The organism is Pseudonocardia lutea, from assembly GCF_042658055.1.
In the GTDB taxonomy this organism is placed as follows: Bacteria; Actinomycetota; Actinomycetes; order Mycobacteriales; family Pseudonocardiaceae; genus Pseudonocardia; species Pseudonocardia lutea.
Genome location: NZ_JBHSQK010000005.1, coordinates 80,608 through 100,309, shown reverse-complemented (window position 1 = coordinate 100,309; position 19,702 = coordinate 80,608). Strand labels below are relative to the sequence as shown.

18 protein-coding genes are annotated in these 19,702 nt (G+C 75.9%); 10 read left to right on the top strand and 8 right to left on the bottom strand.

Annotated elements, in window-relative coordinates:
* Positions 1-50: 50 nt before the first annotated feature.
* Positions 51-446 carry a hypothetical protein gene (locus tag ACFQH9_RS01780; protein WP_379563452.1) on the top strand — a complete coding sequence of 132 codons (396 nt, stop codon included), beginning with the start codon at positions 51-53 and terminating at the stop codon, positions 444-446.
* Here the strand turns inward: ACFQH9_RS01780 and ACFQH9_RS01775 are convergent.
* Positions 371-1,741 carry an NAD-dependent succinate-semialdehyde dehydrogenase gene (locus ACFQH9_RS01775; protein ID WP_379563450.1) on the bottom strand — a complete coding sequence of 457 codons (1,371 nt, stop codon included), beginning with the start codon at positions 1,739-1,741 and terminating at the stop codon, positions 371-373. The two genes, ACFQH9_RS01780 and ACFQH9_RS01775, sit on opposite strands and share 76 nt — an antisense overlap.
* A gap of 76 nt (positions 1,742-1,817) precedes the next feature.
* Here ACFQH9_RS01775 and ACFQH9_RS01770 point away from each other — a divergent pair, with 76 nt between their 5' ends.
* From ACFQH9_RS01770 to ACFQH9_RS01760, 3 genes are read left to right on the top strand one after another with little or no spacing between them, the layout of a single operon-like run.
* Positions 1,818-2,360, top strand: coding sequence for a 2Fe-2S iron-sulfur cluster-binding protein (locus ACFQH9_RS01770; RefSeq protein WP_379563448.1), 543 nt, complete (start codon positions 1,818-1,820; stop codon positions 2,358-2,360).
* Positions 2,357-3,364, top strand: a complete 1,008-nt coding sequence (locus ACFQH9_RS01765; RefSeq protein WP_379563446.1) for an FAD binding domain-containing protein — start codon at positions 2,357-2,359, stop codon at positions 3,362-3,364. The genes ACFQH9_RS01770 and ACFQH9_RS01765 overlap by 4 nt, the downstream gene beginning before the upstream one ends.
* Positions 3,361-5,457 carry a xanthine dehydrogenase family protein molybdopterin-binding subunit gene (locus ACFQH9_RS01760; RefSeq protein WP_379563444.1) on the top strand — a complete coding sequence of 699 codons (2,097 nt, stop codon included), beginning with the start codon at positions 3,361-3,363 and terminating at the stop codon, positions 5,455-5,457. The genes ACFQH9_RS01765 and ACFQH9_RS01760 overlap by 4 nt, the downstream gene beginning before the upstream one ends.
* Here the strand turns inward: ACFQH9_RS01760 and ACFQH9_RS01755 are convergent.
* Both ACFQH9_RS01755 and ACFQH9_RS01750 read right to left on the bottom strand, forming a co-directional pair.
* The gene (locus ACFQH9_RS01755) at positions 5,426-6,487 is read right to left on the bottom strand and encodes an NAD-dependent epimerase/dehydratase family protein (RefSeq protein ID WP_379563442.1); all 1,062 of its coding nucleotides are present in this window, start codon (positions 6,485-6,487) and stop codon (positions 5,426-5,428) included. The genes ACFQH9_RS01760 and ACFQH9_RS01755 overlap by 32 nt on opposite strands.
* Positions 6,484-7,380: a SigB/SigF/SigG family RNA polymerase sigma factor gene (locus ACFQH9_RS01750; RefSeq protein ID WP_379563440.1), complete on the bottom strand. Its 897-nt coding sequence runs from the start codon at positions 7,378-7,380 to the stop codon at positions 6,484-6,486. Before ACFQH9_RS01750 ends, ACFQH9_RS01755 begins: the two co-directional genes overlap by 4 nt.
* 265 nt (positions 7,381-7,645) lie before the next feature.
* Here ACFQH9_RS01750 and ACFQH9_RS01745 point away from each other — a divergent pair, with 265 nt between their 5' ends.
* Together ACFQH9_RS01745 and ACFQH9_RS01740 are read left to right on the top strand one after the other, a co-directional pair.
* On the top strand, positions 7,646-7,975 hold the full coding sequence (locus ACFQH9_RS01745) for a hypothetical protein (protein WP_379563438.1): 330 nt from the start codon (positions 7,646-7,648) through the stop codon (positions 7,973-7,975).
* 109 nt (positions 7,976-8,084) lie between these two features.
* Entirely contained in the window at positions 8,085-9,575 is a 1,491-nt protein-coding gene (locus ACFQH9_RS01740) for an ATP-binding protein (RefSeq protein ID WP_379563436.1), read from the top strand.
* A gap of 55 nt (positions 9,576-9,630) precedes the next feature.
* Here ACFQH9_RS01740 and ACFQH9_RS01735 read toward each other — a convergent pair whose 3' ends face one another.
* From ACFQH9_RS01735 to ACFQH9_RS01725, 3 genes are all read right to left on the bottom strand, one after another.
* Positions 9,631-10,875, bottom strand: a complete 1,245-nt coding sequence (locus ACFQH9_RS01735; protein WP_379563434.1) for a glycosyltransferase — start codon at positions 10,873-10,875, stop codon at positions 9,631-9,633.
* Positions 10,876-11,033: 158 nt separating this feature from the next.
* Entirely contained in the window at positions 11,034-11,567 is a 534-nt protein-coding gene (locus ACFQH9_RS01730; RefSeq protein WP_379563432.1) for a PRC-barrel domain-containing protein, read from the bottom strand.
* Positions 11,568-11,733: 166 nt separating this feature from the next.
* Entirely contained in the window at positions 11,734-11,946 is a 213-nt protein-coding gene (locus tag ACFQH9_RS01725; RefSeq protein ID WP_379563430.1) for a hypothetical protein, read from the bottom strand.
* Between the two features lie 203 nt (positions 11,947-12,149).
* Between ACFQH9_RS01725 and ACFQH9_RS01720 the strand changes: the two genes are divergently transcribed.
* Positions 12,150-13,229, top strand: coding sequence for a tellurite resistance/C4-dicarboxylate transporter family protein (locus ACFQH9_RS01720; RefSeq protein WP_379563428.1), 1,080 nt, complete (start codon positions 12,150-12,152; stop codon positions 13,227-13,229).
* Between the two features lie 52 nt (positions 13,230-13,281).
* Here the strand turns inward: ACFQH9_RS01720 and ACFQH9_RS01715 are convergent, their stop codons facing one another.
* Entirely contained in the window at positions 13,282-13,752 is a 471-nt protein-coding gene (locus ACFQH9_RS01715) for a hypothetical protein (RefSeq protein ID WP_379563426.1), read from the bottom strand.
* 302 nt (positions 13,753-14,054) lie between these two features.
* Between ACFQH9_RS01715 and ACFQH9_RS01710 the strand changes: the two genes are divergently transcribed.
* On the top strand, positions 14,055-14,387 hold the full coding sequence (locus tag ACFQH9_RS01710; protein ID WP_379563424.1) for a GYD domain-containing protein: 333 nt from the start codon (positions 14,055-14,057) through the stop codon (positions 14,385-14,387).
* A 69-nt stretch (positions 14,388-14,456) separates the two neighbouring features.
* Here the strand turns inward: ACFQH9_RS01710 and ACFQH9_RS01705 are convergent, their stop codons facing one another.
* A complete protein-coding gene (locus tag ACFQH9_RS01705; RefSeq protein WP_379563422.1) occupies positions 14,457-15,656 on the bottom strand; it encodes a baeRF2 domain-containing protein in 1,200 nt (399 codons plus the stop codon).
* A gap of 277 nt (positions 15,657-15,933) precedes the next feature.
* Here ACFQH9_RS01705 and ACFQH9_RS01700 point away from each other — a divergent pair, with 277 nt between their 5' ends.
* Positions 15,934-17,223, top strand: coding sequence for an alpha/beta hydrolase (locus tag ACFQH9_RS01700; protein ID WP_379563420.1), 1,290 nt, complete (start codon positions 15,934-15,936; stop codon positions 17,221-17,223).
* A gap of 86 nt (positions 17,224-17,309) precedes the next feature.
* On the top strand, positions 17,310-19,547 hold the full coding sequence (locus ACFQH9_RS01695; protein ID WP_379563418.1) for a bifunctional lysylphosphatidylglycerol flippase/synthetase MprF: 2,238 nt from the start codon (positions 17,310-17,312) through the stop codon (positions 19,545-19,547).
* The last annotated feature ends 155 nt before the right edge of the window (positions 19,548-19,702 follow it).

The window sequence follows — 19,702 nt, the reverse complement described above, 5'->3', positions numbered from 1 at the left end:
AAGGTCACGATCCGGCGACGACGTGCACGGTGAGCTCACGGTGTGCGTCCGTGTGCGTCGTGTACGCGCCGACCACGCGGGTAGCCGATCGCAGACCGCTCGACGAGGAGCTGTCCGGCGCCGAGGTACCGGTCACCACCCCGTTCCGGCCCGTCTACCTGGACCGCGCGCGGCAGGAGCCCGCGCCCGAGGACCGTCCCTGGCGCACCATGCCGCGCAACGCCATGACGATCCACTACTCCGGCATGACGATCGAGGCGCAGCGGCGGATCGCCGCGGGCGTCGCGGAGATCCTCGGCGCCCACCTGGCCGGCGACCCGCCGCCCGGAGGACTACGTCGTCGCCGCGCCCGGCGACCGAGGGGCTCCGGTCAGCCGCCCTCGATCCACACCGTCTTGGCGTTGACGAAGGTCCGCGGGCCGAACTGCGCGAGCTCGCGGCCGTAGCCGGAGTTCTTGGTGCCGCCGAAGGGGACCTCCGGGGTCGACTCGGTCATCCGGTTGACGTAGATCATCCCGGTCTCGATCCCGCGGACCAGGCGCTGCTGCTCGTCGGGGTCGGTGGTCCACACGCTGCCGCCGAGGCCGAAGGTGGAGTCGTTGGCGATCCGGATCGCGTCGTCGAGGTCCCGGGCGCGCCAGACCGAGGCGACCGGCCCGAAGAGCTCCTCGCGGTGTGCGGGCGAGCCGTCCGGGATGTCGGCCAGCACGGTCGGCGGGTAGTAGAAGCCCGGGCCGCCGCCGGGCTCCCCGCCGGTCACGAGCGTTGCGCCCGCGGCGACGGTGTCGCGGACCTGCTGGTCCAGGGTCTTCACCGCGTCGCCGGAGGACAGCGGGCCGACGTCGGTGTCCTCGTCCCTCGGGTCGCCGACGGTCAGCGCGGCCATCGCCTCGCCCAGCCGGCGGGTGAACTCGTCGGCGATGTCCGTGTGCACGATGAACCGCTTGGCGTTGATGCAGGACTGGCCGTTGTTCAGCGTCCGGGAGGCCACGGCGTTGCGGACGGCCTCGTCCAGGTCGGCCGACGGCATGACGACGAACGGGTCGCTGCCACCGAGCTCCAGCACGCTGGTCTTGATCTCCTTGCCCGCCGCGGCGGCCACCGCCCGCCCGGCGGCCTCGCTGCCGGTCAGCGTGACGGCGCGGACCCGGTCGTCGCCGATGATCCTCTCGATCTCCGACGAGCCGACCAGCAGCGTCTGGAACACCTTCTCCGGGAAGCCGGCGCGCACGAACGCGTCCTCGATGGCGAGGGCGCACTGCGGCACGTTCGACGCGTGCTTGAGCAGGCCGGTGTTGCCCGCCATCAGCGCGGGCGCGGCGAACCGGAAGACCTGCCAGTACGGGAAGTTCCAGGGCATCACGGCGAGCACCGGCCCGAGCGGCTCGTACCGGGTGACCACGCGGGCACCCGGCACGTCGTGCGGCTGGTCGGCGAGCATCGCCTCGGCGTTGTCGGCGTAGTAGCGGCAGCCCTTCGCGCACTTGTGGACCTCCGCGACGGCCGAGGCGAGGGTCTTGCCCACCTCCTGCGTCGCGATCCGGCCGAGCTCCTCGGCCTCCTCGTCGAGCAGCGCGGCGAGGTCGCGGAACAGCGCGGCGCGGCGGTCCATCGGGGTGTCGCGCCAGTGCGTGAACGCGTGCGACGAGGCGATGATCCTCATACCGAGCTGGTCCTCGGTGAGCGGGTCGAAGGTGCGGATCGTCTCTCCGGTACTGGGGTCGGTGGTCGCGATGGCCATACGGAGCGGGTACCGCGCCGCCACCGGATCATGCCGCGCACGGGGTAGAGCGCCCCGGACGGGGAAACCCCGGCCGATGGAGACCGAACTGACCCTGCGGGTCGACGGCGCCACCCACCACCTCCCCGTCGACACCCGGACCTCGCTGCTCGACGCGCTGCGCCAGCGCCTCGGGGCCACCAGCCCCAAGAAGGGCTGCGACCACGGCCAGTGCGGGGCGTGCACCGTGCTCGTCGGGGGCCGCCGCATCCTGGCCTGCCTCGCCCTGGCCGTGGCCCACGACGGGGCCGAGGTGACGACGGCGGCCGGGCTCGCGCCGGGGCTGGACGAGGACCACCCGGTGCACCGCGCCTTCGTGGACAACGACGCCCTCCAGTGCGGCTTCTGCACGCCCGGTCAGGTGTGCTCGGCCGTCGGCGTGCTCGACGAGCTGGAGCGGGGCTGGCCCAGTGCCGCGACCGCCGACCTGGCCGGCGGCCCGGACCTCGGTGACCCCCACACCGTCGACCGGGAGATCGCGGAGCGGATGAGCGGCAACCTGTGCCGGTGCGGCGCCTACAAGGGCATCCGCGCCGCCGTGGCACAGGCGGGCGGGTTCGCGGGCGAGGTGCGCCGATGAGGCCCTTCGCCTACGCCACCCCGCCCGACGCCCGCGAGGCCGTGCTCGCCGTGGCCGAGCGACCCGACGCGGCGTTCCTCGGCGGCGGCACGAACCTCGTCGACCACCTGCGGCTCGGCGTGGCGCGGCCCGGCCTGCTCGTCGACGTCACCGCCCTCGTCCCGGCCGCCGTCGAGGACCTCCCCGACGGCGGCCTGCGCGCCGGCGCCGGTGTGCGCAACTCCGACCTCGCGGCCGACCCCAGGGTCCGCGAGCGCTACCCGGTGCTCGCCGAGTCCCTGCTGGCCGGTGCCTCCGGCCAGCTGCGCAACATGGCGACCACCGGCGGGAACCCGCTGCAGCGCACCCGCTGCGTCTACTTCCAGGACGTCACCACCCCGTGCAACAAGCGCGAGCCCGGCTCCGGCTGCGCGGCGCTCGGCGGGGCCACCCGCCAGCACGCGATCCTCGGGGCGTCCGAGCACTGCATCGCCACGCACCCGTCGGACATGGCGGTGGCGCTCGCGGCGCTCGACGCGCGGGTGCAGGTTCTGGGGCCGGACGGGGAGCGCACGATCCCGTTCACCGAGCTGCACACGCTGCCCGGCGACTCCCCGGAGCGGGACACCGTGCTCGGGCACGGCGAGCTGATCACCGCGATCGACCTCCCGGCGGCGCCGATCGCCGCCCGCTCCCGGTACCGCAAGGTGCGCGACCGGGCGTCCTACGCGTTCGCGCTGGTCTCCGTGGCCGCCTGCCTGGAGGTCGCCGACGGCCGGATCCGCGACGTGCGCCTCGCGTTCGGCGGGGTCGCGCACAAGCCCTGGCGTGCGCACCGGGCCGAGGAGGCGCTGCGCGGTGCGCCGGCCACCGACGAGTCCTACCGGGCCGCCGCGGAGGCCGAGCTGACCGAGGCCCGCCCGCAGGAGGGCTTCGACGGCGGCAACGCGTTCAAGATCCCGCTGCTCACCGGGACGCTCGTGAGCACCCTGCGTGAGCTGGCCGCCGAGGAGGCCCGGGCATGACCGCCACGCTGGAACCGAGGGCCATCGGGCGCGACCTCGCCCGCCGCGACGGCGGGGCGAAGGTGCGCGGCACGGCCGTGTACGCCGACGACACGCCGGTGGCGAACCCGCTGTTCTGCCGGATCGTCCCGGCGACGATCGCGCGCGGGCGCGTCACCGGTGTCGACACCGCGGAGGCGGCCGCGCTCGAGGGCGTGGTCGCCGTGCTGACCAGCGCCGACACCGAACGCCTGGCGAACACCGACGACGCCGAGCTCGCCGTGCTGCAGGGCGACGAGGTCGGCTTCCGCGGGCAGATCGTGGCGGCCGTGCTCGCCGAGACCGACGAGGTGGCCCGCGAGGCCGTCGACCTCGTGCGGGTGCAGTACGACGCGCAGGAGCCCGACGCGGTGCTCTCCCCCGACCGCGACGACCTCTACACCCCCGAGTCGGTCAACCCGAGCTATCCCTCGGACACCCACGACGGCGACATGGCCGCGGCGATGGCCGAGGCGCCCGTGACGGTCGAGCAGACCTACACGACGCCGATGCTGCACAACAACCCGATGGAGCCGCACGCCACCACCGCGCTGTGGGACGGGGCGGGCGCCGGGCACCTCACCCTCTGGGACTCCACCCAGGGCGTGCACCCGGTCCGGCAGACGGTCACGGAGATCTTCGGGCTGGAGCGGGAGCAGGTGCGGGTGGTGTGCCCCTTCGTCGGGGGCGGCTTCGGCTCGAAGGGCAACCCGCACCCGAACGTGATCATGGCGGCGTTGGCGGCCCGGGCGGTGCCCGGCCGGCCGGTCCGGCTCCCGCTCACCCGGCAGCAGCTGTTCTCCCTGGCCGGCTACCGCACCCCCACCATCCAGCGGATGCAGCTGGCCGCGGAGCGGGACGGGCGGCTGCGCGGCATCGCGATCGACGTCGTGGAGCAGACCTCCCGGATCAAGGAGTTCGCCGAGCAGACGGGGGTGCCGACCCGGAACATGTACGCCGCGCCGAACCGGCGCACGACCCACCGGCTGGCGGCGCTCGACGTCCCGGTCCCGTCCTGGATGCGGGCGCCCGGCGAGTGCCCGGGCATGTTCGGCCCCGAGGTCGCGATGGACGAGCTCGCCGTCGAGCTCGGCCTGGACCCGGTGGAGCTGCGGATCCGCAACGAGCCGGAGGTCGACCCGGAGACCGGCAGGCCCTTCTCCTCGCGCAACCTCGTCGCGTGCCTGCGCGAGGGCGCCGAGCGGTTCGGCTGGGCCGGGCGCGACCACCGCCCCGGCGTGCGGCTGGAGGACGGCTGGTGGGTCGGCACCGGCGTCGCGGCCTCGGTCTACCCGACCATGCGGATGCCGAAGTCCACCGCCACGCTGACCTACGACGGCGGGCGCTACGTCGGACGGATCGGGGCCGCCGACCTCGGCACCGGCGCCTGGACGGTGCTGCCGCAGATCGCCGCGGACGCGCTCGGCGTGCCGGTGGAGGACGTCGACGTGCTGATCGGCGACACCCACCACCCCGAGGCCTCGGTGGCCGGCGGCTCGTCGGGCACCACGACCTGGGGGTCGGCGCTGGTCGAGGCGGCCCGCGAGTTCCGCGACAAGTACGGCGACACGCCGCAGGACGGGGACGCCGCCGAGGGGTCGGTGAACCCGAACGCGGCCGAGGAGGACTACGTGATGTCCGCCTTCGGCGCGCAGTTCGCCGAGGTGCGGGTGCACGCCGACACCGGCGAGGTCCGGGTGCCCCGGCTCCACGGGGTCTTCGCTGCGGGCCGCATCGTGAACCCGCGAACGGCCCGCTCCCAGTTCCTCGGCGGGATGACGATGGGCCTGGGCATGGCCCTCCACGAGCAGAGCCTGCTCGACCCGCGCACCGGGCACGTCGTCAACCACGACCTCGCCGAGTACCACGTGCCGTCGAACGCCGACGTCGACGACCTGCAGGCGCACTGGCTGCACGAGGACGACCCGCACGTCAACGCCATGGGGTCGAAGGGGATCGGCGAGATCGGGATCGTCGGCACGGCGGCCGCCGTGGTCAACGCGGCCTGGCACGCCACCGGCGTTCGGGTCCGGGACCTGCCCGTCACCCTCGACCGGGTGCTGCCGGGGCGCTGACCGGTCGCGGGCCGTCGTCAGGGTCCGGGCCGGCGAGCGCGTCGAGCAGGATCCGGGCGGCGCGGGCCGTGTCCACCGCGGGTGACCAGCCCAGCTCGCGGTGGGCCCGGCCGGTGTCCAGGACCGGCGCGTCGACGGCGAGGTCGAACCAGCCCGTCGTCGCGCCCAGGACGTGCAGGCGGTGCAGCAGGCCCAGCACGGCCCGCACCACCGGACGGGGCACCGGCAGCGGGCGGGCGCCGGCGACGGCGGCGAGCTCGCGGGGCCCGAGCGCGTCGGCGGCCACGTTGACGGCACCGGTGAGGCGCCGGTCCAGCGCCGCGGCCACGGCCCGCCCCAGGTCGTCGGCGTGCACCAGCTGCAGCACCAGCCCGGAGGGCAGCGGCAGCACGGGCACGCGGCCCGCCCGCAGCGCGCGCAGCAGCACCGACGGCACGGCCGGGCCGAGGAACAGCCGGCGCATCCGGCCCGCGGAGCCCGCCCGGACCACCAGCGCGGCGCGCACCCGGGTCACGGCGACCTGCGGATGCGCCCGCTCGAAGGCGTCGAGCATCTCCTCGGCCGCGACCTTGTCCCGGCTGTAGAGCGAACCGGGGTGCGCCCTGACCGGCCACGCCTCGTCGACCGGGCGCCTCGGCTCGCCGGGCGGCGGCGGGCCGTAGACGGCCTGCGAGGACAGGAAGACGAGGTGGCCGACGCCGGCGCGCTCCGTCGCGTCGAGCACCGCGGCGGTGCCGTCGAGGTCGACGCTGCGCGGGGTCGAGGCGTCGCCCACGGGCTGGATCGCCCACGCCAGGTGCACGACGGCCTGGGCGCCGCGCAGGACCTCCGTGAGCCGGTCGGCGGCGTCCGCGGCCAGCAGGTCCAGCGGGTGCCAGGTCAGGCGGGAACCGTCCCGCGCGTCCTCCGGCGGGTGCCGGCACACGGCGCGGACGGTCACCTCGCGGCGCTCGCGCAGCGCGTCCAGCAGGCCGGAGCCGACGGTCCCGGAGGCGCCGACGACCACGACCGTGCGCGGGCGATGCGTCATGCGGTCCGGCCGGCCGGTCCCGTCCGGTCCACCCTCCCGTCGAGTCCCTCGCGCAGCTGGGCGAGGGTGCGGGCGAGCAACCGGGAGACGTGCATCTGGGAGATGCCGACGCGCTCGGCGATCTGGGTCTGGGTCATGTCGCCGAAGAAGCGCAGCGTGAGGATCAGCCGCTCGCGGTCGGGCAGCTGCGTGATCATCGGGCGCAGCGACTCGCGGTACTCGATGTGCTCGAGCGCCTTGTCCACCTCGCCGAGGGTGTCGGCGACCGGCTGGTCGTCCGCGTCGTCGACCGCGGTGAGGGAGCCGGCGTGCTGGTTGGCCTTGGCCGCGAGGGCCTCGAGGATCTCCTCCCGGTCCACGCCCAGGTGCCGGGCCAGCTCGCTGGGCTTCGGCGCCCGGCCCAGCGTGTGGGCGAGCGGGCCGGAGGCCTTGCCGATCGCGACGCTGAGCTCCTTGAGCCGTCGCGGCACCCGCATCGACCAGGTGCGGTCGCGGAAGTACCGCAGCATCTCCCCGCGCACGCACGGGATGAGGTAGCCGAGGAAGTCCCCGCCGGCGCGCTCCGGGTCCCAGCGGTCGATCGCCGAGATCAGCCCGATCGTGCCCACCTGGACCAGGTCCTCGATGCCGGCGCGGTAGCCCGAGCCGTGCCGTTGGGCGAGGTGCCGGACCACCGGCAGGAACGCCAGGACGAGCCCGGAGCGCAGCCGCTCGCGTTCCGGGTGGTCGGCGGGGAGCGCGGCGAACCGCTCCAGCACCGGCATCTGGTCGGCGTACTCGCTCGGGCCCTGGGCGTGCCCCCGCTCGTGGGGGTGGGTCGTGTCGGGCGTCGGGTCCGCGGGGATCCGGATGCCGGGGTCGGGCTCCGTGCCCGTGTTCGTGACGGTGGTCATGCGGCCTCCTCCGCGTCGGGTGACGTCAGAGGCAGCTGGCTGTACCTCGGTCGAGCGCCGTCCGCGGGGCGCGCTCGTGCGTCGGTGGTGTTCGGTCGCTCCCCGACCGTACAAGCGCCCGGTGGGAGCCGCAGGTCGAGTCCGCCACGACCGCCGCATGACCCGCGTCCAGCGGGGTATGACGCGCGACACATCGCTCACGCCCCACCGCCACCGGGGAGTGCGCGCCGCCGGCCGAACGACCGCCACGACCTCAGGAGACCCGATGCCCGTCGGACCCGTCCCGACCACCGCTCGCCGCCCGGCCGTCCACCCACCCGGGCCGAGCGCCGTCGCCGACGTGCTCGGCCCGTTCGTCGCCTGGCTGGCGAGCCGCGAGCCGCACGAGGGCCTCCGCCGCTGCCAGGTCCGGGTGGTCGAGCGGTTCCTGCGCTGGGCCGCCGCCGACCGGGGCGACCCGCGCAACCGGCGCGAGCGCTACGAGGCCGAGGCGGGGCTCGCCGGCACCGCGGAGGGGCGGGCGATGGCGGCGGCGCTCGACCGGCTCGCCGAGCACCGCCACATCCTCGCGCTCATTCCCGACCTGGACGACTGACCCGGGCGCCGGGCATACCGCGCGGCCCCGACCCACCGCCTCTATCCTCGGCAGGCCCGGCCGTCGCGGCCGGTCCGAGGGCGGTCGGCGACGACCGGAGAGGAGCCTCGTGAACCCCGAGACCGGACCCGAGCGGGGTTCCGCCGGGCCCGGCGCCGGAGCCCCCTCCCACCTGCCGGCCGCCCTGCCGCTGCTGCCGGACCTGCGGCTGGCCGCCCTGTGGGTGCCGCCCGCCCCGCTCGGGCCCGCGACCCTGCCGTCCTCGGACGGTGCCGCCCCCGCCGGCGACTGGCTCGACGTGGTGCCCCTGTCCGACGGGCGGCTGGCCCTCGCCGTCGGCGACCTCGTGGGCCCCACGCCGCGGCCCGGCGCGGTCACCGGGCTGCGCACCGTGCTCCGCCAGGCGCTGTACACCGCACCGACCCTCACCGCCGCCCTCGAGCAGGTCGACCGGGCGGCCAGCACCGACGACGCGCTGCACGGCGCCTCGCTGACGATCGTCGTCGTGGCGCCGGACGGCGGGCTCGAGCACGCCCGGGGCGCCCACCCCCCGGCCCTCGTCACCGGTCCGGGTGGGATCGCCGCGCTGCCCGGGCAGGCCTACGGCCCGCTGGGCGTCGGCGCGGCTGCCCCCGTGCCCGCCACCGCGCGGCTCGCGCCCGGGGAGACGCTCCTGCTCTACTCGGACGACCTGGTGGAGGGCCGCGGACGCGGGATGGGGCGCGGTCTGCAGCTGCCGCCGGACGTCCCGGCGAACGACCCCGCCGCCCTCTGCGCGGTGCTCGCCGCGCGGGCACCCCGCGGCGGCGTCGCGGTGCTGGCCGCGCACCGCCCCCTCGTGCCCGTCGAGCCGCTGCAGCTGGCGCTCGCCGTGGACCCGTTCGCCCTGAGCCCGCTGCGCGAGAGCGTGACCCGATGGCTCGAGGCGGCGGGCGTGGCGCCCCGGACCGTCGTCGCGGCGCCCATGGTGGTCTCCGAGCTGGCCGCGAACGTCATCGAGCACGCCTACCCCGAGGGCACCGCCGGCGAGATCCGGGTCGGTGCCGCCCTGACGGCCGCCGGCCTGGTCATCACGGTCGCCGACGACGGCACCTGGCGTCCTCCCGAGGGGGCCGGGCCCGACGGGACACCGGACCCCGCCGACGGCGGTTCCGGCTTCGGGCTCGCGGTGGTCCGCGACCTGTGCGACGAGCTGGTCGTCGAGCCCGGCCCGGAGGGCACCACGGTCACCGCCCTGTTGGCCGTCGACCGCCCGGTGGTGGTGGGCGAGACCCCGCGCCCCGGCCCGACGGCCGTCCCCGAGACCTTCACCGTGTACGCCGGCGACGCGCCGGGGGTGCTGTACGTGCGCGGCGACGTGGACCTGCCCGCCGTGGCGACCCTGCGGGCCGCGCTGCTCGACGCGGCCGCGGGCGGGGCCCGCTGCGTCCTCGACCTGAGCGCCACCACGCTGTTCGCCAGCGCGGGGGTGCGGCTGCTCCACCAGCTCGACGCGGAGACCGACCTGTGCGTGGTCGCGCCGCCGGGCAGCGTGGCGCGGCCGGTGCTGGAGCTGACCGGGCTGGCGCACCTGCTGAGCGACCGCGCCGAGAGCGCCTGACGGGCCCGGCCGCTCCCGGCCGGGCCCGTTCGTCCTCGTGCCCGGAGGCGGGTGGTCAGCCCGCGCCGGTCCGCTCCCCGCCCGCCCGTCCGGCGTCGGCCGCGGAACCCTGCCGGCGGCCCTCGACGGCCTCGAGGTAGACCTGCTCGACGGCGGCGACCAACCGCTCGCGGCCGTACCGGGAGACCGCCCGGTCCCGGCCCGCGATCCCGAAGGCCAGCGGCACCGCGCCCTCGCGCAGCAGGGCGCGCAGGGCGTGGGCGAGCGCGTCCGGCCGGGCCGGTGGCACCAGCACGCCGGTGACCTGGTCGACCACGGTCTCCGGCAGCGCACCGACGGCCGACGCGACGACCGCGCGGCCGCAGGCCATCGCCTCCAGCGCGACCAGGCCGAAGCCGGTCCGGTGCGGCACGTGGACCAGCGCGTCCGCGGAGCGCAGCAGCGCGGGCAGCGTCTCCCGGCGTACGGCGCCGAGGAACCGGACGCGGCGCTCGACGCCCGCCTCGCGGGCCACGGCGTGCAACCGTGCCAGGTCGCGGTCCTGCGCGGGGTCGATCTCGGGGTCGTCCGTGGGCGGGCCGCCGGCGACGAGGAGCTCGGCCTCCGGGACGGTCCGCAGCGCCCGGATCACGTCCTGGACCCCCGCCTCGGGCTCGAGCCCGGCGACGACCAGCAGCCGCGGGTGCTCGCCGCGGCGCAGCGTCGGCCCGTCGGGGTGGAAGGTCTCGGTGTCGACGCCGTAGGGCACCACCCGGATCGCGGAGCGGCGGGCGCCCAGCCGGACGAGGGCGAAGACGTCGTCCTCCCCGGTCGCGAGCACCCGGTCGGCGCGGGCGACCAGCACGTGCTCGGCCGAGGCGCGGCCGCGGCTGTCGACGGACGGGTCGACCGACCGGTCGCCGACCCCGGACAGGGTCACGACCAGCGGCAGGCCGAGCTCGCGCGCGGCGGCCGCGGCGGCCAGCCCGGCGGTCCAGGAGTGGGCGTGCACGACCTCCGGGCGCTCGGCCCGCCACCGTCGCTCCAGCGCCTCGGCCAGCACCGGCACCTGCGTGACCAGCCGGTCCTCGTGCAGCGGGGCGGCCGGCCCGGCGTCGAGGTGCCGGACCTCCAGGCCCTCCGCCGGCCGGACCACGGCCTCCTGGCCGGGCGCGTCCCGGCGGACCAGGACGGTCACCTCGTGCCCGGCGGCGGCCAGGCCGCGGCCGAGTTCCGCCAGGTGCTCGCTCAATCCACCATGACCCGGTCGACCGGGCGCGGCGAGCGGGCTGCACCGGTCACAGACGATTGCAACACGCACCGCGGCTCCCCTCGTTCACGTCGTGCGGCCGCCGCGCCGGGCCGCACCGGTCCTTCTCCTCGGACCGTACGGACCCACGGCGGAGTACGCCAACGCTGGTCGCCGGGCGGTGGGGCGCGAGGATCCCTCCGCGGCGGGGAGCGGCGGGGCGGTGGATCTCAGCCGCTCCGGACGCCGGGGACGGCGTCGCCGTCCGAGCCGGTGCCGGTGCCGGTGTCGGAGGCGATGTCGGGGTTGCCCGGGTCGTCGAAGCCGTCGGCCCCGGCGGCCACGTGGTCACGCTCGACGCGGTCGTCCTCGATCCGCTCGTGCCGCCCCGCGGCGTGCCGGCCCGAGGGCCGCGGCCGCGGCTCGTCGACGAGCGCGGTCTCGGTTTCGCCGCCGTGCGGCACCCCGTAGTGGTCGAAGAGCTCCGCCTCGAGCTCGGGGCTCAGCTTCCCCTCGGGCACCTCGGGGGCGGTGCGCAGCTGCTCGGCGTCGTAGGGCACGTGCACGTCGCCCTCCTCGATCACCGCGCCCGCCAGCGGCAGGGCTGCGCGGCGCGAGCGCGACAGCCCGCCGCTCAGCACCACCCACTCCGGGCGCTGCGTCGTGTCGTCGACGTACACGGCGTCGACCTTGCCCAGGTCGGCTCCGTCCCGGTCCCGCACGGTCAGTCCCTGCACGCGGGCGGGATCGTCGAGGTCCGCCATGAGTTCCTCCTCGGGTCCGTGCCGTCCGGGCCTCCCGGGCGGCACGATCTCCGGATGCCCGCCCGCCGCCGCCGCACACACCCGGTGCGTGGCCTCACACCACCGGTGTGCACCTGTCGTCGACCGTCGCCGCGGATCGTCGCCGCGACCCCGTACCGCCCGCGGGTCAGCGAGCGGCCCGTCTGCGGACCGCGCCCACGATCCCGGTCACCACGAACAGGACGATCGCCAGGATCGCCAGCCACAGCAGCGACTTCACGACGAACCCGACCACGGCCAGGACGACCCACAGCACCAGCAACGCGAGGATGATCCCCACGGCGACCTCCTTGTGACGGCGTGATCTCTGCAGCAGCATGCCCACGAAGAGGTCGATCATGCCGGCCGGGGCGCAGGAACCTGGTCCGGCCGAGCCCGCAGCTTCTCCGGCCGATCCTTCGCCTTCGTCCTTCGCCGGTACTCGCCCTACCGTCCTGCTGTGCGACCGGATGCCGACAGGCCGACCGAGGACCCAGCAACCGCCGGGCTCGCCGCCCGGGGACCCACCCCGGTCACGGCGACCGCGCTCTTCCGCCGACGGCGGTGATCGGCGTGCGTGGGGGCGGGCGGGCCGCGGGGCACGGACCTCCGCGGCACGGGCCCCCGCCGGACGCGTTCGCGGTGGTGATGGCCACCGGGATCCTCGCCGTCGCCGCCGCCGTGCACGGCTACCGGCCCCTCGCACCGGTCCTGTTCGACGTCGCGGTGGCCGCGTTCGTCGTGCTGCTCGGCTGGCTCGCCGTCGGTGTCCTCGGCGGGGCGCGGCGGCTGGCCCGGGAGGCCCGTTCGCCGGATGTCGTGCTGCGGGCGTTCACCTTCGTGGCGGCGGCCACGGTGCTCGCGTCGGCGGTGCAGCCGCTCTTCGGCGGCCCGGACCGGGCGGTGGAGCTGCTGGCGGCGGCGGGGTTCGCCGCCTGGTTGGTCCTGCTGCCCCTCGCGGTACGCGACGTGCGGGCGCAGCGACTGCGCGAGCTGCGCGAGCAGGTGCACGGCGCGTGGCTGCTCGTCTCCGTCGCCACGGCAGGGCTCGCCACCTCCGCCGCCGACCTCGCCGTGCGCCTGCACACGCGGGCGCTGCTCGCCGCCGCGGCGGTGCTGTGGGTGCTCGCCGTACTGCTCTACCTGCTGGTCGTGGCACTCGTGGTCTGGCGGCTGGCGTCCCGACCGTTCACGCCGGCCGAGGTCACCCCGGACAGCTGGGTCCTGATGGGCGCGCTCGCGATCAGCGCCCTGGCCGGCGACCACGTCCAGGCGGGGGTGGCCGCGCTCGGCGCCCCTGCGGGCGCGGCCGCGGCGGCGCACGGGCTCACCGTGGGCGCCCAGGTCGCGGCGATGGCGTGGATCGTGCCGCTGCTCGGCGCCCAGGTGTGGACGGCGGGGAGGATCCCCGGCTTCCTCGCCTACCAGGGGTCGTGGTGGGCGGCGGTGTTCCCGCTGGGCATGTTCTCGGCCGCCTCGGCCGCCACCGCCCGCACCTGGCCGCTGCCGCCGCTCACCACCGTCTCGTTGGTGCTGTTCTGGGATGCGCTGGCCCTCTGGGTCGCCGTGGCCGTCGGGCTCCTCCACCGCAGCGCCCGCCGGCTCGTCGGCCCCGGACCGGCGGCGCCCCGCGACCACCGATGACCCTCGGCACCCGGCCGACCGGAGTACCGACACGCTCCCGGCACCGGGCCGGTCACCTCGGGGTCGACGACTGTGCGGGCGGCATGACCGGGTGAGCGGGTGGCACGGTCGCCGTGGCGGCCTGGGCCATGGCCGGGGTGGTGGAGTGCCCGCCCAGTCCGAGGACCAGACCGGTCGCGACGGCCGCCGCGGCGACCAACCCGCCCACCACGAGGGCGACGGTCCGTCCGGTGCCGGACCGAGGGGCGGCCGCCTCGTCGTGCCGGCGGGCCCGCGGGTCGAGCGGGTCGCCGTCGGGCCCCGGTGCGCCGTGGAGCGCGGTCCAGTAGTCGTAGCCGAGGCCGTAGCCGTAGCAGTCCATGCCGGCGAGGACGTGGGCCCAGCCCCCGTAGCGCGGGCGCTCCGCCGGCACCGTCCCGTCGCCGGCGCGGCCCTCCGCGTCCGGGCCCGGGCGGGCGGCGTCGTGGCGGGGCTGCTCGGGGCCCTCCGGCGTGGGGTCGCTGACGCTGACGGTCGTGCTCATGGCGGTCCTCCTGGGATGTCGCCGGGGCGTCGGTCCGCTCCGATGCCCCGACCGTGGTCCCGATCCGGGCTCCGCCCCGTCGGCCGGGTGGGGGACCCGCCGGCTGATCCGCCTGTCCCCCGATCGCCCGACCTTCCCGGGGCTCCCGCCCGGGTTCGCGACCACCTCCTGGACCGCCGTGCCGCCCTGCTCTCCGCCCGCTGAGGCTCCCCGGCGACCCACCCGCGTACGTACCTCTACGCAGCGACAGCGGGTGGTCGACGGGAGCATCCTGGGCGGCCCGGACGGACGAGGAGGTCGAGATGGCGAAGTTCGCGTTCTTCTTCAGCTACAGCCCCGAGGCCTGGAACCGGTTGGTGCTGAAGCCCCAGGACCGGACGGCCGCCGTCCGGACCGCGTTCGAGTCCCAGGGCGGGCGGCTCGAGGCGCTCTACTACATGTTCGGGGGCCACGACGGCATGGTGATCTTCGACGCCCCGGACTCCCGGGTGGCCGCGGCGATCTCGCTCGCGGTGACCTCGACGGGGTCGTTCACCCGGAACGAGACCCGTGAGCTGATCACCCCGGCCGAGCTGGTCGACGTCCTGGACAAGGCGGGGGCGGTCTCGCAGGCGTACGTCGCGCCCGGGGACTGACTCCCGGACACGACGGCACGACGCACCCCTACCGGCGTGCGTCGTGCCGTCGCGACGGGATCGTGCCGGTCAGAGGGGGAAGCGCAGGGTGGCCCCGAGGCCGTCGGCCAGCTCGCCGTTCGCGAACAGGCCGATCTGCGGGGGCTCCTCCCCCGCCGCGTCGGCGGCGGCACGCGCCTCCTCCTCCGCCCGGCGCGCGTCGTCGAGCCGGTCCCGCCCCCGGACGACGTCGGGGTCGTCGAGCCGCACGAGCTGCCCGCTCTGGCACGCGACGGCGCGGAGGATCGCGGACACCGCGGGGACGCGGTGCGCGTCGGAGACGTTCAGCGCCTCCAGCTCCTCGCGCTGCACGCCGAGCGAGGTGGGCTCGTCCCCCGCCCAGATCTCGGCGTCGGTCAGGGTGGCGGGATCCACGAAGAGGGTGTCGACGGCCTGGGCCCGGACCGCGGCGACGACGTCGGCCAGGCCGGACACGGCCTGCCCGTCCGGCCGCCCGGCGAGGCCCTGGTAGTGCTCCCAGGACTCGCGGCGCCGGGCGTCGAGGAGGTCCTCGACCGCCGCGGCGACGGTGTCCGGCACCTCGTCGGGCGAGGCGCCCGCCGTGTGCTCCACCTCCACGACGATCTTCGCGGACCGCTCGGGCAGGGCGTCGACCAGGCGCGAGCGCGCCTGGGAGTCGCCCAGCACCACCAGGACGCGGGCGGCGCAGGAGCGGACGCGCGCGTCCACCCGGGCGGCGACGTCGGCGGTGTTCTCCCGCCAGGTCTCCTCCACGTGCTCCTGCATGCTCAGGTGCGCCAGCCCGCCGCCCCGCACCTTGTGCACCGGGGCGCTCCGCCCCTTGACCTCCTCCGGCTCGGTGTCGCCCGGGGCGAGGATCTCGCCGCCCGCGTCGTGGATCCGGACGACCACGACCGGCACCTCCTCGCGGAACGCCTCGGTGACGGCGGCCAGGTCCGGCAGCGGCGACCACGCCGTGACCGCGGCCCGCGGCGGGGCCGGGGTGGTGGCGTCGACGAGGACGCCCTTCTCCGCGGCCACCAGGATGCGGCCGCCGGTGCCGTCGGGCGGCGGGGCGTCGGCCAGCGCGGTGTCGACGGCCTCGACGACGGTCTCCGGCGCGCCCTGCCCCGCCAGCTCCTCACGGACGCCGCGGCGCCGGAGCTCGTCCTGGCGCGCCGCATCCTCGGTGTCGTGGGTGACGTCGAGCAGCACGGTGGCGAAGGGGCCGGGGGCGGCGCAGGCGTCGCGCAGCCAGTCGAGTCGCACGGGGTTCCTCCCGTTCCGGGCCCCACCCGTGGTGGGCCCTGTCGAAGGACACGGTCGGGGGCGGCGGTACCCGGTGGGCCTGCGGCGAAACGGCGCCTGCCCCCGGCGCCCCGGCCCGCGGGACGCCGCCCGACGGCGGTGGCCGTCACCCGAGTGGGTGATTATTTCCGATCCCGGACCGTGGCCGATCCATCCTGGACGGTAACGACCAGCCGCGATGTGGCGACCCTGACCGTGATCACCCGGGGGTGGTCGTCGGGGCGGTGGGAGGAGCGGGGTGGGCGGACTCTCGCTCGTCGACGGGTGGCTGCCGATCGTCCTGCTGGCCGTCGGCGGGATCGCGCTGTTCGGGTTGCTCACGCGGTGGGGCCGCGGCGCGGTCGTGACCGTGGTCCTGGCCGTCCTGGTCGCCGCCCTGGCGTACGCAGGGCTGAACCCGCTCCTGGTCGACGCGCTGGACCTGCTCCCCGAGCCGCTCCCCCGGCAGGTGCTGATCTGGATCGCGCTCGGCCTCGGCGGCGTCGTGCTCGCCGTGGGGTCGCTGTTCGGCACCCGGCCCGGCCGGAAGGTCCTCGCGCTCGTCTGCGGGCTGCTGGTGCTCGTGAGCGCGGCGTCGCAGATCAACGTCTACTTCCAGCAGTACCCCACGGTCTCCGCCCTCGCCGGGACGGGCGACGAGCGCTCGTTCGCGGGCGGCCACGGTGCCCCGTCGCGGCCCATGACCACGCCGGTCGCCTCCCGGTGGCGCGGACCGGCCACGGCCCCGTCGAGCATCGAGAGCGCGCCGATCCCCGGGACGGTCAGCGGGTTCACCGCCCGGGACGCCCAGCTCTACCTGCCCGCCGCCTACAACTCACCGAACGCGCCGCTGCTGCCCGTGCTCGTGCTGGTCGCCGGCCAACCGGGCGGCCCCGAGGACTGGGTCGTCGGGGGCACGCTGCAGGCCTTGATGGACGACGTCGCCGAGCGGCATGGTGGGCTCGCACCGGTGACCGTCGTCGTCGACCCGAACGGGGCGGACGGGAACAACACGATGTGCATGGACTCGGACATCGCGAAGGCCGACACCTACCTGTCGGTCGACGTCCCGCGGTGGATCCAGGCGAACCTCGGGGTCGACTCGAACCACGCGCACTGGTCCTTCGGCGGCTGGTCCTTCGGCGGCACCTGCGCGCTGCAGATGGCCACCCGCCACCCGGACCTGTACCCGAACTTCGTCGACCTGGCGGGCGAGCGCGAGCCCGCGATCAGTGCCGACCGGACGCAGACGATCCGGATCGCGTTCCACGGCGACACCGCGGCGTTCGACGCGCTCACGCCGCTGACCCTGCTCGCGCAGCGGCGCTACCCCGGCGTCTGGGGCTACTTCGCCTGTGGCGGGGAGGAACAGGAGGTGGGGGCATGGCAGACCGAGGTCTCGACGGCAGCACAGCGGGCCGGGATGACGGTGCGGACGCAGGTCGTGCCGGGTCAGGGGCACTCGTGGGGGGTGCCGCACGCGTCGCTCCCGCCGGCGATGGACTTCCTGGGACCGCGGCTGGGGCTGACGGCCCCGAACGCGCGCTGAGCGCGGCGGAGGTCCCCCCGGCTCCCGCCGCGGAGAAGCACGCCGCCGAGCAGCCCGCCGCCGAGCCCGCCGCCGAGCCCGTCGAGGTGTCCGCCGAGACGCCCGCCGGGAAGCCGGCCGCGGCGAAGGCGCCGGGGCCGCCCCCGGCCGCGCCGGTGACGGCGGAGACCGCCCCGCCGGCGTCGGCCCCGCTGCCCGCGGCCGCCGGACGCACGGCCCCCTTCGAGGTCTGGGCCTCCCGGCTGACCGCGGCCCTCCCCCAGGTCTGGCACCGGACGCCGTTCACCATCACCGTCGTCGCGGTGACCCTGCTCGTGGGGCTGGCCGGGCGCACGATCTGGCGCCCGCTCTGGCAGGAGGGCTGGTTCCCGCAGGTCGCCTACGGCGTGCCGGCCCTGCAGGAGGGCCGGATCTGGACCCTGTTCACCGGCTGGTTCTTCGCCATCACCCCCGGGCAGTACGTCAGCGGCCTGCTGCTGTTCGCGATCGTCGTGGGCGCGTGCGAGATCCGGATGGGCACCCGGGTCGTGGCGGTGACCGCGCTGGCCGGCGAGATCGGCGGCGTGCTGGTGGCGTCGCTGCTGATCTGGGCCCTGTCACACACCTCCTGGCCCTGGGCGGTGCACCTCGCGACCGTGCGCGACGCCGGCTTCACCACCGGCGCGCTCACCGTCCTGGCGGTCACGACCGCCGCCCTCCGCTCCCCCTGGCGGCTGCGGATCCGGGCGCTGCTGGGCTTCTACGTCCTGGTCGCGTTCCTGTTCGAGGGCACGCTCTCCGATGTCGCGCACCTGGTCGCCGTCGGTGTCGGGTTCGTGCTGGGCCAGCGGCTGTTCGGGGTGGAGCCCGGCTTCGGGCCGCGCACCCGCCGGGAGACGCGGCTGCTGGCCTTCGCCGGGCTCGTCGCGATCGCGCTCACCGAGCTCGTGGTGCTGCTGTTCCCGGGCCGCGGCCCCTTCGGCGAGACGGCCGGGGCGGCGACCTCGCTGCTCGACGTGCTGATCGACGTCGTGATCGTCGGGATCGTCGCCAACGCGCTGCGGCTGGGCAAGCGGTGGGCGTGGTGGGTCACCGTCGTGCTCGGCGGGCTCAACGCGCTGGTCGCCGTGGCCGCCGCCGTCATCCTCGTCGTGGGCGGCGACGTGACCGACGAGGCGATCACCCTCGGCACCGGGGTGCTGTGGCTGGCCGTGCTGCCCGTCCTGCTGCTCAACCGGCGGGCCTTCCGGGTCCCGATCCGGCGCCGGGTGCCGGGCGGGGTCGCGGCGGACGAGGGCGACGCGCTCGCGCGGGCCCGTGCCCTGCTCACCTCCGTCGGCGGCTCGACGATGTCGTGGATGACGCTGTGGCCGGAGATGCGCTTCTACTTCCTGCGGGACGGCCGCGGCTACGTCGGCTACCAGCGGCACGCGGGTATCGCGCTCGCCCTCGCCGACCCGGTGGCCCCGCCGGGCACGATCGCCGCGGCGGTCTCCGAGTTCACCGAGGACGCCGAGCGGGGCGGGCTCACGCCGTGCCTGTTCTCGGTGACCGACACCGCCGCCGCGGCGGCGCGGGCCGCGGGCTGGCGGACGGTGCAGATCGCCGAGGACACCCTCATCGACCTGCCCGGGCTCGCGTTCAAGGGCAAGAAGTGGCAGGACATCCGCACCGCGCTGAACAAGGCCAGGCGCGAGGGCATCGAGTTCCGGGTGGTCACGCTGGCCGAGCAGTCCTTCGCCGTCCTCGCCCAGGTGCGGGCGATCTCGGAGGAGTGGGTGGGCGACAAGGGCCTGCCGGAGATGGGCTTCACCCTGGGCGGGGTCGACGAGGCGCTCGACCCGGCGGTGAAGGTCGGGCTGGCGATCGACGCCGGCGGCAGCGTCCACGGCGTGACGTCCTGGCTGCCCGTCTACGCCGAGGGCGGCCGGGTCCGCGGCTGGACGCTCGACGTCATGCGGCGGCGGACGGACGGGTTCCGCTCCACGATGGAGTTCATGATCGCGTCGGCCTGCCTGGCCTTCGGGCAGGAGGGCTACGAGTTCGTCTCGCTGTCCGGCGCCCCGCTCGCCCGGGGCGACGAGCCGGGTGAGCTCGCCCGCACGGACCGGCTGCTGGACAAGCTCGGCGGCGCACTGGAACCGTTCTACGGATTCCGTTCGCTGCACGCGTTCAAGGCCAAGTTCTCGCCGCGCTACGAACCCGTGCACCTCGCATTCCGTGACGAGGCCGACCTTCCCCGTATCGGAATCGCCCTCACCCGGGCGTATCTGCCCGACGCCACGCCTCGACAGCTGATCGCGGCGGGTTTCTCCGGGGGCGGCAAGGAGCCCGCGGGGCACTGAACGGTCCCCGAGCGCGCCTTTCCTCGTCCAACCTGATGATCTCGGGAGTGAGGCCTTGTGGGGCGTGAACGGAATGCGCTAACTTCCCTCCTGCACGGGGGATGCGCACTTGGGGCGCCCTGTCAGGTTCAATTCCTGTGTCCTCCACCAACGTC